Raw genomic sequence first — 14,251 nt, forward strand, 5'->3', positions numbered from 1 at the left:
GCCGCGCACATGCCGCGGCCTCATGATGATTGTGGCGCGGCGGCAAATCCGGCATGACGTTCCCAAAGCCGGACCTCCGATCCGGCATCAACGACCAAGGAGCGCCAATGAAAGCCATTCTCTGCTCGCAATTCTGCCAGCCCGACGATCTCGTCCTCACCGAGGTGCCCGATCCGATGGCCGGTCCCGGCGAGGCTGTGATTGCGATCAAGGCGGCGGCGCTGAACTTCTTCGACATCCTGATGATCCAGGGCAAGTACCAGATCAAGCCGCCGTTCCCGTTCTCGCCGGGTGCGGAGGTCGCGGGTATCATCGAAAGCGTTGGCGATGGCGTCACCGACCTGAAGGTCGGCGACCGTGTCGTCGCCTCCTGCGGCCATAACGGCGCGCGCGAGAAGATCGCGCTGCCAGCAGCGTCGATCGTCAAGATCCCGGACAATCTCGATTTCGACCGCGCCGCCGGCATCATCATCATCTACGGCACTGCGCTGCATGCGCTGGAGGATCGCGCCAGTCCGAAGCCGGGCGAGACCTTGGCCGTGCTCGGCGCGGCCGGCGGCACCGGCCTTGCGGCTTGCGAGCTGGGCAAGCTGATGGGGTTGAAGGTCATCGCCTGTGCCTCTTCGGACGAGAAGCTCGAATTCGCCAGGCAGCACGGCGCGACGCTGACGCTGAACTACGCCAAGGAGGATCTCAAGGAGGGGCTGCGGCGGCTCACCGACGGCAAGGGCGCCGACATCATCTTCGATCCCGTCGGTGGTGCCTACGCCGAGGCGGCGCTGCGTTCCATCGCCTGGGAGGGCCGCTTCCTGGTGATCGGCTTCGCCGCCGGCGACATCCCGAAAATGCCGCTGAACCTCGCGCTGCTGAAGGGCTGTGATATCCGCGGCGTGTTCTGGGGCGCCTGGACCCGACTCAACCCCGCCAAGAACCGCGCCAACCTTGAAAAGCTCGTGCGGTGGACCGCAGAGGGCAAGCTGTCGTCGCATGTCGACCGCACCTTCCCGCTGGCGCAGACCGCCGATGCCTTGAAGGTGCTCGCCGGCCGCCAGGCGATGGGCAAGGTGATCCTGCACCCCTGAGGACGTGCAATGAAGGCGCCCGGGGTGCGTATCCCCGGGGTAGCCTCGCCCTGATCCGCGCAACCAAACCGAGCAGAGCCCTGCCTGCTCTGCGGACGGCTTGCTCGAGCCGGCCCGAGGTCGCTGTGACATCCTCGCGCTGCGAGGCGCCCCAAATTTGTTCTGCGGGCTGCCGCGCCGGCGTCACGGATTCGCAACCGGAAGCAGAAAATCCGAAAACGAGCGTTTCTTGGTTAACGCAACCGAGCCACATTGTGGCATGGTAAATTGTAGGGCTTGGCTGTTGTTATTTCGACGTTTCTGGATTTGGTGCGGTGCGATGTCGCACTCGCGTTGCCACAATCAGATCAAAATATTTCCAGAATCATGCCGGCTCTCGTCCACTTTTAGTCGGATTCAATTAGTCAATTAGTTGTCGGCAGTGGGGTGCCTCTGGCAATCGTGACGTGTCTCGAGCTTCTGACGGGCTTGGGACCAAAAGTATGTTGCGTGAAGTTGAGATGGGGATGAAGGCCATGGCTGAGCGGACGACGCGCGGGCGTTTCAACAACAGAACTCCTTCGGAGCCTGACTTCAGGCCTTTCCCCGATGAACTCCCTCAGGAGCGCCCACCGAACTATCGTTTCGGCCGGTCGACCCAGGACAACTATCCAAACGACGAATCGATGCCGATGTTCCTCTCTGAGTATGAGAGCGGCAATCAGATCGACAGCACGCATTTCGAGGACCAGTGGCCGGTGCGGACCCGCCGCGTGTCGGTCTCGTCCCGGATTCTTCTCGCCGTGGTGGCTGCGGCCGGCGTCGCGGTGCTCTTCGCGCTTGTCACCTCGGATGCGACGCGCGACCTGATCGCCAGTGCCAAGGCGTCCATCATCGGCGCCACGCCGGATCCGACGGCCCCGCCGCAGGCCACCAACACGCAGCTCACCGCGCGCGACATGCAGCTGAACGAGCCGGCGCGACTGCCGCCCGAGCCGCCGGCTGCGGCGGCGCCGGTGCAGACGGCAGCCGTGGCCCCGACGCGTGACGACATCGCCAACGCCTACCAGACAGCGCTGCAGAATCGTAGCGTGACGCAGCCCGCGCCGGCTGCAGCACCACCGAGCTTCGCCACGGCACCGGCCGCGCCGGCCCCGAGCGCGATGGAGCCATCCTCGATCAATTCGCCTGGCGCGGGATCGGCAATCGTCGCACCCGGCCTCGGCGCCGTGACCGCTGCTCCGCCGCCCGCGCAGGTCCGCCGGCTCGATCCCGACGAGCTCGCGGGCATCATGAAACGCGCCAAGAGCCTGCTGGCCGCGGGTGACATCCCGCCGGCGCGACTGCTGCTGGAGCGCGCCGCCGAGGCGCAAGAACCGGCCGCGGCGCTGATGCTTGCGCAGACCTACGATCCGCACGTGCTGGGAACGAAGGACATCCGCAACATCAATGCCGATCCGGCTGCGGCGCGCAACTGGTACCGCCGCGCCGCCCAGCTCGGCTCGACCGAAGCGCAGCGCAGGCTCGATCAGTTGCAGAACTGAACGCTCGTGACGGCAGCGATGCCGCCCCGTTTCATTTTTTTGTTTCACGCGTGATTTTCGAGTCCGTTCATGGGCGACGCCAGGCGAGACTTGGTGCTGCCCGCGTTCCGGCTCGTAAACATGTGCCAACCTTACATCGAGGGGGACAGATGCGACGTGTTGTTGGAGCGGCCGTAGCCGCAATGATGATGATAGCGTGCGGCTTTGCTGCCCACGCCGAGGAAGGCGAGTTCGACCCCGCCAAGGTGAGCGACAGCCTCAAGGCGATCTTCCAGTTCGGCTCGGTGCAGACCAAGCAGGCGCTGAACGCCAACACGGTGACGCTCATCACCGGCACCATCGGCGGCACCTATGTGCAGTTCGGCGCCGACCTGGCCTCGCTGCTCGATGACGGCAACAATCTGCGCGTCTTGCCGATCGTCGGCCGCGGCTCGGTCCAGAGCGTGGCCGACATCCTGTTCCTGCAGGGTGTCGATCTCGGCATCGTCCGAGCCGACACGCTCGACTATCTCGAGCGCAAGGGCTTCGCCAAGGACATCAAGCGGCAGTTCACCTACGTCACCAAGCTCTACAACGAGGAGATGCAGGTCATCGCGCCGCGCGCGGTGCGCACGCTGCGTGACCTCGAAGGCCGTCGGGTCAGCGTCGACCTGCCGAATGGCGGCACCTTCGTCACGGCGCTGACGGTGTTCGAGCGGTTGGGCCTGCGCGCCAACTTCGCCTATATCGAGCAGCGCATCGCGATGGAGAAGCTGAAGCGCGGCGAGCTCGATGCCGTCATCGTGGTCGGCGGCAAGCCCTACAAGTCGGTCAGCACCTTCGTCAACGACGGGCGCTTCCATCTCGTCAACGTCGATTACGATCGACCGCTGCAGACCGACTACCTGCCGGCGACCCTGACCGCGAAGGACTATCCGAACCTGATCGCCGAGGGCGAGAAGGTCGACACGATCGCGGTGCCGGCCGTGCTCGCCGCCTATAATTGGGCGCCGAACACCGACCGCTATCGCAAGCTCGCGACCTTCGTCGATGCCTTCTTCACCAAATTCCCGGCGTTCCAGAATCCGCCGTTCCATCCGAAGTGGAAGGAGGTCTCGCTGTCGGCGCCGCTGGCCGGCTGGCAGCGGCTGCCGTCCGCGAGCAAATGGCTGGAGAGCCATGCCATGGAAGGCGCACAGCGCGACCGCTTCGATGACTTCCTGAAGCAGAGCAGCGCCGGCAGGGCGATGCCGAGCGAGGCCGACCGCGAGGCACTGTTCAAGCAGTACCAGGCCTGGGAGGCCGAGAAGACCGGCAGCGCCCGCGCCCAGGCGCGCGGCCAGCGCTGAGATCGTAGCGTTCAACGAGGTCCCATCAGGAGAAAAGCCCCGCGAACGCGGGGCTTTTTGCTGTTGTTTGCCGTTGTGCCCTTCCGAGGCGCTGACTGCGGGAACCCGGCTTGCCGGCCCGAGCCGCCGTCAGCCGATATTCTCGCCGTCCTTCGCGACGTCAGCGTTCTTGTCTGCCGCCAGCCGCGCGAGTACGGCGCGGGCCGCGGCATGATGGTCGGGCGTGATGTTCGAGGCGACCATGCGGATGGCGGTGGCGAGCACCGCCGCGTCGTCGGTGAAGCCGAGGATGGGCAACACGTCAGGCATGAAGTCGAACGGCACGACGAAGTAGGCGATGGCGCCGAGCAGGGCGACCTGGACGTGCCGCGGTGTCTCCTTGTCGAAGGCGCAGTAATACGCCGCAAGCAGCTCCTCGGCGAACGGCAACCGCGCGACAACCGTCTTGAACTTGATCCAGAAACGGCGGCGAAGGGTCTCGCGATCCCGGGCCAGCCGCTCCGCGGGCTCGAAGCCAACGTTGTAGTCGGTCGCATCCGACATGATGTCCGATCTCCGGTTCCAGACGGCGCTGGAGGCGCCATGCTCGAGCTGTCATGTGGGGACGGCGACCTTGGCCGCAAGGCACCCGTATCCGCGTGGATTCGTCAGCCGCTGATCGTTGCGGCGATCGCATCCATCGCCTTGGCGAGCTCGATGTCGCGCGTGGTCACGCCGCCTGCGTCATGGGTCGTGAGGACCACCTCGACGGTGCGGTAGACGTTGCGCCACTCGGGATGATGGTCGTGCTTCTCGGCGACCAGCGCGACCCGGGTCATGAAGCCGAACGCTTCGTTGAAGTTCTTGAACGTGAAGGTGCGGGCGATGGCCTCACGGCCCTCCAGCTCGGACCAGTCGGGAAGCTCCCGCAGGGCGGTGGCGCGTGCCTCCGCCGACAATCGTTGCGGCATCTCGATCTCCTCTTGTGGTGCAATCGACTGGACACGTGGCAGCGTCCGGGCGATTGCGGGGCTACCTCCGGCTGGATCGCGCCGGTGTCCGGTTGCCAAGACTAGCCGAAAACGCATCCCGATCAGAGCCTTGTCACAGGCGCCATGCCGGGAGGGACTCGGAACTGTCCCGATCCTGCGGTAACTGGTGCGATGGTAACCATGACGCAGATGTCACGCCGGGCGGACAAGAAATTTGCTACAGTTCAACTCTATCGAAGGACGACGTGGCCAGACGAAGCCGCCTGTGGCATCGCCCGGGCCTGGGACCACCGGAGGACGGGAATCTGGTAGATACTCAGACCACGCCAGCGCAGCGCTCACGGATGCGCCCTGCCGTGTTCATCGTCATCGCCGGGATCCTCGCGGTCGTCGGCGCTTTGACGGGTGCCTACTATTTTGCGATGCGTCCCGTGGTGCTCAAGATCGCGGTCGGTCCGCCCAACAGCGACGACCTGAAGGTCGTCCAGGCCCTGACCCAGGCCTTTTCCCAGTCGCACGCCTCCGTCAGGCTGCGGCCGGTTCCGACCGAGGGCGCCGCCGAGAGCGCGCAGGCGCTGGCCGCCGCCAAGGTGGACCTTGCGATCGTGCGGGGTGACCTCGAGGTCCCAAAGAACGCACAGGCGGTAGCGACGCTGCGCAAGAACGTCGTCGTCCTCTGGGTGCCCTCGTCCGGCAAGGGCAAGAGCCGCAAGGGTGGCGCCAAGATCACGAAGATCTCGCAGCTCGCGGGCCACAAAGTCGGCATCATCGGCCGGACGCCGGCGAACGCGAACCTGCTGAAGGTCATCCTGCGCCAATATGGCGTCGACCCCGGCAAGGTCGAGATCGTCCAATTCCCGATCACCGAGGCCGCCGAAGCGGTCCGAAGCCAGAGGGCCGATGTCTATCTGGCGGCCGGTCCCATCAACAGCAAGATCACGGCGGATGCGATCGCAGCCGCCACCAAGGAGGGCGGCCCCCCCACCTTCCTGGCCATCGATTCCGCCGGAGCCATCGCACAGAACCATCCCGAATACGAGGCCACCGAGATTCCGGCCGGCGCGTTCGGCGGGGCGCCCGATCGCCCTGAAGATGAAGTGAAGACGATCAGCTTCAATCACCACATCGTGGCACGCAAGGGCCTCGCCGAATCGACGGTCTCGACGTTCACGCATCAGCTGTTCTCGGTGCGCCAGCAGCTGATGTCGGAATTTCCGCTTGCCGCCAAGATCGAGACGCCGGACACCGACAAGGACGCCGCGATCCCCGTCCATCCCGGCGCGGCGGCCTTCGTCGACGGCGAGGAGAAGACCTTCCTCGACCGCTACAGCGACTACATCTGGTGGAGCCTGATGGCGCTTTCGGCGATGGGCTCGGCCGGCGCGTGGTTCGCCGGCTATCTCAAGCGCGACGAACGCACCATCAACACCTCGCTGCGCGATCGTCTGCTGGAGATGATCACGATCGCGCGCAAGTGCGATTCGACCGAGGAGCTCGATCAGCTCCAGGCCGAGGCCGACGAGATCCTGCGCAACACGCTGACCTGCTTCGAGGACGGCGCGATCGAGCACGCGGCGTTGACCGCGTTCAACATCGCGCTCGAGCAGTTCCACAACGCGGTCGCCGATCGCAAGCTCATCCTGATGAGCATGCCCGCCAATCTGCAGCGAACCGGCGCGCAGTTGCGTGCCGCCGGCACCTGAGGTCTGCCACGCTCCCCTTGCGGCGGTGTCGCGCACTGCCCAAGACGCCGCGTGTAATTCCAGCGTCATCAATCTTTTCTAGGTCTGCCGGGCCGTGGCTCGCGCCTGCTCCCGCGCGCGATCCGACCAGGAGATCCGCATGACGCTTCGCATTCCTCGACCGCGCACAGCCCTGTCCCGCCGCCGCTTCCTGTCGACAGCCGCCGCAGCCGGCGTCACGACGCTGGCGATGCCCTATCTGAGCCGCGCCGCCGACCGGCCGCAGATCACGCATGGCGTGCAGTCCGGCGACGTTGGCATGGATGGCGGCGTGGTCTGGGCGCGTGCCGACCGGCCGTCGCAGATGCTGGTCGAGGTGGCGACCACCGAGTCGTTCAAGGACGCGCGTACGCTGCCTCCGGTCGCCGCACTTCCGGAAAGCGACTTCACGGCCAAGATGCTGATCGACGGTCTGCCCAGCGGCCAGGACATCTTCTACCGCGTCAAGTTCCGCGACCTTTCGCATGTCGCGGTCGAAAGCGAGGCCGCGCTTGGCCGCTTCCGCACCGCGCCCGGCAACAGGCGCGACGTCTCGTTCGTCTGGGGCGGCGACGTGGCGGGGCAGGGCTGGGGCATCAACCCCGACGATGGCGGCATGTTCACCTTCTCGACGATGAAGAAGCACCGCCCGGACTTCTTCCTGCACTCCGGCGACACCATCTACGCCGACGGTCCGATCAAGTCCGAGGTGAAGCTGCCGGACAACAAGGTGTGGAAGAATCTCACCGTGGAAGAGAAGGCGAAGGTCGCCGAGACGCTCGACGAGTTCCGTGCCGCTCACAAATACAATTTCCTCGACGAGAACGTCCGCGCCTTCAATGCCGAGGTGCCGATCTTCGTGCAGTGGGACGATCATGAGGTCACCAACAACTGGTCGGCCTCCAAGGAGCTGCCGGCCAGCTACAAGGAGCGCAACATCCAGCTGCTCGCGGCCCGCGCGGCGCGCGCCTTTCACGAGATGTATCCCATGCGCGAGAGCATCATCGAGCCGGGGCGCGTCTATCGCACGATCAATTACGGCCCTCATCTCGACGTGTTCGTGCTCGACGAGCGCAGCTACCGCGGCGCCAACGGTCCCAATCTCGAGGACAAATATGGTCCGGCGTCCTACTTCATCGGGCCGGAGCAGATGCGCTGGCTGAAGCAGGCGCTGCTCAATTCGCGCGCGACCTGGAAGGTGATCGCCTCCGACATGCCGCTCAGCATCATCGTCTATGACGACGCGGCCAACAAGAAGGGCTCGGAAGCGGTTGCCCAAGGGGACGGCCCGGCGCGCGGCCGCGAGCTCGAGATTGCCGAGATCCTGCGCTTCATCAAGACGGCGCCGATCCAGAACACGGTGTGGCTGACGGCGGACGTGCACTACGCGGCCGCGCACTATTACGATCCGAACAAGGCGCAGTTTCAGGACTTCGAGCCGTTCTGGGAGTTCGTCTCCGGTCCGCTGCATGCCGGCACGTTCGGTCCGAACGAGCTCGACAACACCTTCGGCCCCGAGGTGCGGTTCATCAAGGCGCCGGGCCTCGATAAGCAGAACCTGCCGCCATCGGCCGGCATGCAGTTCTTCGGCCACGTCAAGATCGAGGGCGCCACGGGCCAGATGACCGTGACCCTGCGCGATCGCGCCGACGTCGCGCTGTGGTCGACCACGCTCGATCCGAAGCTCGGCTGAGCTGTCGTTGTTCGGCGGCAAGACGATCGCGTGCTGCGACGGCAACTAGTCGCGTCGGCGCAGCACCGCCTCCAGCGCGTCGGTCGGGCAAGGCTTCGGCAGCCGTGGCCGGTCGGCGAACGCGGCCGGCACGCGGTCGGCGCCATAGCCGGTGGAGAAGGCGAAGGGAATGCCGAGCGCCGTCAGCCGCTCGGCAATCGCAAAGCTCTTTTCGCGGACCAGGCCGACATCGAGCAATGCGAATTGCGGGGCGCGCTCCGCGATCATGGCGAGCGCGGTCGCGACGTCGGCTGCGATCCTGATGTCGGGAACGCCGAGGTCGGTGATCGTGTCTTCCAATCCGAGCGCAATGATGGGGTCGTCTTCGACGACCAGCACATGTTGATAAAGCTCGGGCACGCCTGATTGCGAGCTGGTCATGGGATCTGCGGGTTCCAGGATGAGGGATGGGCGCCGCAGCCGGCGTCTCCTCTTGAGTGCGCTGGCGGGTTCCTGGAACCAAGGCAGCATATCAGAGTTCGTGTGTCGGTGCACTTGTGAACACAAGGAGCACGAATCACGCACATGCGTTGCGCGCAGGGGATGACGATGCTGAGCCAGGGTGTGACCACGCTGAACCGGGAGCGGCCCCACAACAACCTGCTGCTGCGGCTGAGTGCGGCCGACTACGCGCTGATTTCGCCGTATCTGGTGGAGGACGAGGCAACGCCGAACGATCTGCTCTACAGTCCCGGGGACGACGTGCAGATCGTGCATTTTCCCTGTGGGCCGGCGCTCACGTCCTATCTCGTCCCCAATGAGGACGGCCGCGACGTCGAGACCATCCTGGTCGGCCGCGAGGGCGCCGTCGGCGGCATCGTCAGCGAGGGCTTCCTGCCGGCCTATACGCGGATCGTCGTCAAGTTCGGCGGCCCGTTTGCACGGCTGCCACTGTCCCGCCTGGCGGCCGCCAAGCTGCAATCCAAGACGCTGCGCAACGTGTTCGCGCGCTACGCCGATTGCATGCTGGCGCAGATGTTCCAGTCGACCGCCTGCAATGCGATTCATTCGATCGAGCAGCGGACGGCGAAGTGGATCGTGGCCGCGATGGACCGCACCGACGGCGAGCCGATCGTGCCCCTGACGCATGAGCAGCTGGCGACGCTGCTCGGCGTCGGCCGCAGCTATGTCAGCCGGGTCGTCCAGACCTTCCGAGCCGAGGGCATTCTCGAAACCCGCCGCGGCGCCTTCATGGTGCGCGACTTCGACGCGCTGAAGCGCCGCTCCTGCCTGTGCAACGAGGCCGTGAAGACCCATTTCGAGGAGGTCCTGCGCGGCGTCTATCCGACCGAGCAGGCCGCGACGGGCTGAGCCCACAAGCGTTTTTTTCTTTCCGCGCATAGGCGCAGCCGACGGCTGTCGGCGCTGGTCCTCGTGGGATTGCCGGTCGGAGTGGTTGGTCTCGTCTTCTACCGCGCCGCCCGGAAGCGTGCGGTCGCGGAGGCGTTAGCCAGCCGCTCGGAAACCGCTCCTCGTTCCTGAAAGCAGTCATTGTTTTTTGGCATTTTCTGCCTATATTGCGCCGCAACGCGTGAGGTCTGCCCGGTCGATTGGCCGGGCTTCCTATTTGGGGCTGCCGGCCCCTGCCGCCGAACGAGTTTCGCGAGCGCGCGTCGTAAAGCTAACAGCTTGATTCGACTATAACAAAGCGCGCGCCCCGCCGGGGACAGAGCACGGGCTCTTGAGAAAGCTTAGAAGACACCGACCATGAATCTTCGCAACATCGCCATCATCGCCCACGTCGACCACGGCAAGACCACCCTGGTTGACCGTCTCCTGCAGCAGTCGGGTACCTTCCGCGAGAACCAGAAGGTTGCCGAGCGCGCCATGGACTCGAATGACCTGGAGCGCGAGCGCGGCATCACCATCCTGGCCAAGGCCGCCTCGGTGCAGTGGAAGGACACCCGCATCAACATCGTCGACACCCCCGGCCACGCCGATTTCGGCGGCGAGGTCGAGCGCATCCTGAACATGGTGGACGGCGCCCTGGTGCTGGTCGACGCCGCCGAGGGCCCGCTGCCGCAGACCAAGTTCGTGGTCTCCAAGGCGCTCAAGGTCGGCCTCAAGCCGATCGTCGTCATCAACAAGGTCGACCGTCCCGACGCCCGTCCGACCGAGGTCATCAACGAGGTGTTCGACCTGTTCGCCGCACTCGACGCGTCCGAGGAGCAGCTCGACTTCCCGATCCTGTACGGGTCGGCCAAGCAGGGTTGGATGGCCGAGAGCCCGGAAGGTCCGAAGGACGCCGGGATGCAGCCGCTGTTCGACCTGGTGCTGCGCCATGTGCCGGCGCCGTCGGTCGAAGAGGGGCCGTTCCGCATGATCGGCACCATCTTGGAGGCCAACAACTTCCTGGGGCGCATCATCACCGGCCGCATCACCTCGGGCAGCATCAAGCCCAACCAGGCCGTGAAGGTGCTGAACGCCGAGGGCAAGGTCGTCGAGCAGGGCCGTATTTCCAAAATTCTCGCGTTCCGCGGCATCGAGCGCGTGCCGCTCGACGAGGCCGAGGCCGGTGACATCGTCGCCATCGCAGGCCTGACCAAGGGCACCGTCGCCGACACGTTCTGCGATCCCTCGGTCGAGACGCCGCTCCCGGCGCAGCCGATCGACCCGCCAACCGTGTCGATGTCCTTCATCGTCAACAACTCGCCGCTGGCGGGCACCGAAGGCGACAAGGTCACGAGCCGCATGATCCGCGACCGCCTGCTGCGCGAGGCCGAGGGCAATGTCGCGCTGCGCGTCGTCGAATCCGCCGACAAGGACGCCATGGAAGTGTCGGGTCGCGGCGAATTGCAGCTCGCGATCCTGATCGAGACCATGCGCCGCGAAGGCTTCGAGCTGTCGGTGTCGCGTCCGCGCGTGGTGCTGCAGAAGGACGAGGCCACCGGCGCGTGGCTGGAGCCGATCGAGGAGGTCGTGATCGACGTCGACGAGGAGCATTCCGGCGTCGTCGTGCAGAAGATGAGCGAGCGCAAGTCCGAGATGATCGAGATGCGCCCGTCCGGCGGCAACCGCCTGCGGCTGGTGTTCTACGCGCCGACCCGCGGCCTGATCGGCTATCAGGGCGAGCTGCTGACGGACACCCGCGGTACCGCGATCATGAACCGCCTGTTCCACGGTTATGCCCCGTTCAAGGGCGAGATCGCCGGCCGCCGCAACGGCGTCCTGATCTCCAACGACCAGGGCGAGGCGGTGGCCTACGCGATGTTCAAGCTGGAGGACCGCGGCCCGATGATGATCGAGCCGGGCTGGAAGGTCTATCGCGGCATGATCGTCGGCGAGCACACCCGCGACAACGATCTCGAGATCAACGTGCTGAAGGGCAAGCAGCTCACCAACATCCGCACCACGTCGAAGGACGAGGCGGTCCGTTTGACGCCGCCGATCCGGATGACGCTGGAGAAGGCGCTGGCCTATATCGAGGACGACGAGCTGGTCGAGGTCACGCCGAAGTCGATCCGCCTGCGCAAGAAGCATCTCGATCCGAACGAGCGCAAGCGCGCCGAGAAACAGAAGGAAGCGGTGGCGTAATTTCCGCCCTCCATCCTCAAATGCGTCATGGCCGGGCTTGTCCCGGCCATCCACGTTTTGGGGCTTGCGAGGACGACGTGGATGCCCGGCACAAGGCCGGGCATGACGACGGAGTTGGATGAGCCAATGTCTTTCCCATCCTCCATCGACATCGCCATCATCGGTGCGGGTGCCGCGGGCCTCGGCGCCGCACATGCGCTGCAGGACAAGGGCGTCTCGTTCATCGTCCTGGAGGCCCGCGACCGCATCGGCGGCCGTGCTCACACCATCATGGCTTCGCCTGACGTCACCTTCGATCTCGGCTGCGGCTGGCTGCATTCGGCTGATCGCAACTCCTTCGTCGGCATCGCCGAGCAGCTTGCTTTCACTATCGACACCAGCCGGCCGCCCTGGCGCGACCAGGCCTATGACGCGGCATTTCCGCGCCACGGGCGCGAGGAGTTCTTGCGGGCGCTGGAGGCGTTCTTTACGCGCACCGCAGAGGCCGCCAAGAGTGGCCGCGATGCCCCGGCGAGCATCTGCCTGGAGCCCGGCAATCGCTGGAACGGCATGATCGATGCGATCTGCACCTATCTCAACGGCTGCGAGCTCGACCAGATGTCGCTGCTCGACTTCGAAGCCTATGAGGACACCGAGCTGAACTGGCGCGTTCGCCACGGCTATGGCGCGCTGGTCGCCGCCTATGGCGGGGGCCTGCCGATCGCCTTGAACTGCAACGTGACCCTGATCGATCACGGCGACACGCGCATTCGCTTGACGACCTCGCGGGGCACGGTGACGGCCGACAAGGTCATCGTGACCGTGCCGACCAGTCTCATCGTCGACGAAGCGCTCCGCTTTTCGCCGGCCCTGCCGAGCAAGGTCGAAGCCGCCGCTGGCCTGCCGCTCGGTCTCGACAACAAGGTGACGCTGGCGCTCGACGGCTGGGAGCACCTGCCGAGGGATTCGGGCATGCGCGGCCGAAGCCACACCGCGCGGGTCGGCAGCTTCCAGCTGCGCCCGTTCGGCCAGCCCTGCATCGAAGGTTTTTATGGCGGCAGCTTCGCTCGCGAGATCGAAGTGGCGGGCGAGGGGGCCTTGGCGGCGCAGGCGATCGACGACATCGTGGCCCTGCTCGGCAACGACATCCGCAAGAGCCTCCGTCCGCTCGCCGAGTCCCGCTGGGGCGCCGACCCGTTCGCGCGCGGCGCCTATTCGCATGCACTGCCCGGACATGCCGACAAGCGCGCCGTGCTGGCCGCGCCGGTTGATGATCGGCTGTTCTTCGCCGGCGAGGCGACGCCCTCGGATTTCTTCTCGACCGCCCATGGCGCGCGCGACAGCGGCGAGCGCGCGGCGCGGGAAGCTCTGGCGTCAGTAACCAAGCGCTAGCACATCCACCGTCGTTGCGAGCACAGCGAGGCACTCCAGACTGTCACCGCGGTGGGATTTCTGGATCGCTTTCGCTACGCTCGGGATGACCTGCCCCAATCAATGCGTCTCCCCCACCATCCGCAGAAACTCCCGTGCGGCCTGCGTCTGGTGATGCTCTTTGTGGCGCAGGCTGTAGAAGTGCCGCTTGGGCAGCTCGATGTTGGCGACGGCGAGCAGCCCCGCCTTGACGGCGCGCATTGCCACCAGGCGCGACAGCACCGTGACGCCGGCGCCGGCTTCGACGGCGCCGCGCACGGCCTCGTTGGACGGCAGGTCGAACACCACATCGAGCTCGGCCGGAGTGATTCCGAAGCGGCCCAGCGCTGTTTCGAGCGCGGCGCGCGTGCCGGAGCCCTGCTCGCGCAACACCCAGCGCGCCGTCCTCAGGTCGCTGGTTGTCACGGACCTGCCGCGGCACAGCGGATGATCGATCGGGCCGACCAGCACCATGTCGTCGTCCGCGACCGGCTGGGCCGTGAGCACGGGATCGTCGACATCGCCCTCGACGAAGCCGAGATCGGCAGAGCCCTCGCGGACCTGGGTCGCAACCTGCTCGGTATTGCCAATCGACAGTTGCAGCTTGATCGCCGGATGCGCGGCATTGAAGCGGTGAATGAAGGCCGGCAGCCAATAGCCCGCGATGGTCTGGCTGGCCGCCAGCGCCAGCTGCCCCCGCTTCAGGCCGGCGAGATCGTTCAGCACGGTCTCGGCGGCGGCCGCGCGCGCCAGCACCGCCTTTGCTTCGACGAGAAACGCCTTCCCGGTCGCCGTGAGCACGATGCGGCGTCCGACGCGATCGAACAGCTTGGTCTCGTAGCGGGCTTCGAGCGCGGCTACAGCCGCGGATGTCGCCGACTGGGTCAAATTGAGGTCGCGGGCCGCCTGGGTGACGTGCTCGCGGGTCGCGACCGCCACGAAGATCCTGAGCTGTTCGAGCGTCACGTGCG

Annotated in this window: 12 protein-coding genes; 8 read left to right on the plus strand and 4 right to left on the minus strand. The window is 65.8% G+C overall.

The annotated features are described in order from the left end of the window. Positions 1-107: 107 nt before the first annotated feature. The 3 genes from QX121_RS10330 (at position 108) to QX121_RS10340 (ending at position 3,933) form a co-directional block, all read left to right on the plus strand. Positions 108-1,082 carry an NADPH:quinone oxidoreductase family protein gene (locus QX121_RS10330; RefSeq protein ID WP_315811859.1) on the plus strand — a complete coding sequence of 325 codons (975 nt, stop codon included), beginning with the start codon at positions 108-110 and terminating at the stop codon, positions 1,080-1,082. 515 nt (positions 1,083-1,597) lie between these two features. Next, positions 1,598-2,605, plus strand: a complete 1,008-nt coding sequence (locus QX121_RS10335; RefSeq protein WP_315811860.1) for a hypothetical protein — start codon at positions 1,598-1,600, stop codon at positions 2,603-2,605. A gap of 149 nt (positions 2,606-2,754) precedes the next feature. Then, positions 2,755-3,933, plus strand: a complete 1,179-nt coding sequence (locus QX121_RS10340; RefSeq protein ID WP_315740459.1) for a TAXI family TRAP transporter solute-binding subunit — start codon at positions 2,755-2,757, stop codon at positions 3,931-3,933. Positions 3,934-4,062: 129 nt separating this feature from the next. Here the strand turns inward: QX121_RS10340 and QX121_RS10345 are convergent, their stop codons facing one another. Both QX121_RS10345 and QX121_RS10350 read right to left on the minus strand, forming a co-directional pair. Continuing rightward, positions 4,063-4,476 carry a YkvA family protein gene (locus tag QX121_RS10345; RefSeq protein ID WP_315740460.1) on the minus strand — a complete coding sequence of 138 codons (414 nt, stop codon included), beginning with the start codon at positions 4,474-4,476 and terminating at the stop codon, positions 4,063-4,065. A 104-nt stretch (positions 4,477-4,580) separates the two neighbouring features. Further along, positions 4,581-5,000, minus strand: a complete 420-nt coding sequence (locus tag QX121_RS10350; RefSeq protein WP_315811861.1) for a 4a-hydroxytetrahydrobiopterin dehydratase — start codon at positions 4,998-5,000, stop codon at positions 4,581-4,583. A gap of 260 nt (positions 5,001-5,260) precedes the next feature. On the opposite strand from QX121_RS10350, the gene QX121_RS10355 reads away from it, so the two are divergent. Further along, on the plus strand, positions 5,261-6,607 hold the full coding sequence (locus QX121_RS10355) for a TAXI family TRAP transporter solute-binding subunit (RefSeq protein ID WP_315740462.1): 1,347 nt from the start codon (positions 5,261-5,263) through the stop codon (positions 6,605-6,607). Between the two features lie 139 nt (positions 6,608-6,746). Then, entirely contained in the window at positions 6,747-8,318 is a 1,572-nt protein-coding gene (locus QX121_RS10360) for an alkaline phosphatase D family protein (RefSeq protein WP_315778186.1), read from the plus strand. 45 nt (positions 8,319-8,363) lie between these two features. Here the strand turns inward: QX121_RS10360 and QX121_RS10365 are convergent, their stop codons facing one another. Continuing rightward, a complete protein-coding gene (locus QX121_RS10365) occupies positions 8,364-8,738 on the minus strand; it encodes a response regulator (protein WP_315778187.1) in 375 nt (124 codons plus the stop codon). A 168-nt stretch (positions 8,739-8,906) separates the two neighbouring features. Here QX121_RS10365 and QX121_RS10370 point away from each other — a divergent pair, with 168 nt between their 5' ends. The 3 genes from QX121_RS10370 to QX121_RS10380 all read left to right on the plus strand — a co-directional run bounded on the left by QX121_RS10370 (position 8,907) and on the right by QX121_RS10380 (position 13,262). Next, complete coding sequence (locus QX121_RS10370; protein WP_315778188.1) at positions 8,907-9,668, plus strand: Crp/Fnr family transcriptional regulator; 762 nt, start codon at positions 8,907-8,909, stop codon at positions 9,666-9,668. A gap of 396 nt (positions 9,669-10,064) precedes the next feature. Beyond that, complete coding sequence (gene typA / locus QX121_RS10375; protein WP_315740466.1) at positions 10,065-11,891, plus strand: translational GTPase TypA; 1,827 nt, start codon at positions 10,065-10,067, stop codon at positions 11,889-11,891. A 126-nt stretch (positions 11,892-12,017) separates the two neighbouring features. After that, complete coding sequence (locus tag QX121_RS10380) at positions 12,018-13,262, plus strand: NAD(P)/FAD-dependent oxidoreductase (RefSeq protein WP_315811862.1); 1,245 nt, start codon at positions 12,018-12,020, stop codon at positions 13,260-13,262. Positions 13,263-13,361: 99 nt separating this feature from the next. On the opposite strand, the gene QX121_RS10385 is transcribed toward QX121_RS10380, so the two are convergent. Next, positions 13,362-14,246 carry a LysR family transcriptional regulator gene (locus QX121_RS10385; protein WP_315811863.1) on the minus strand — a complete coding sequence of 295 codons (885 nt, stop codon included), beginning with the start codon at positions 14,244-14,246 and terminating at the stop codon, positions 13,362-13,364. Positions 14,247-14,251: the final 5 nt, after the last annotated feature.

This window comes from Bradyrhizobium sp. SZCCHNR2028, assembly GCF_032380995.1.
Taxonomy (GTDB): Bacteria; Pseudomonadota; Alphaproteobacteria; order Rhizobiales; family Xanthobacteraceae; genus Bradyrhizobium.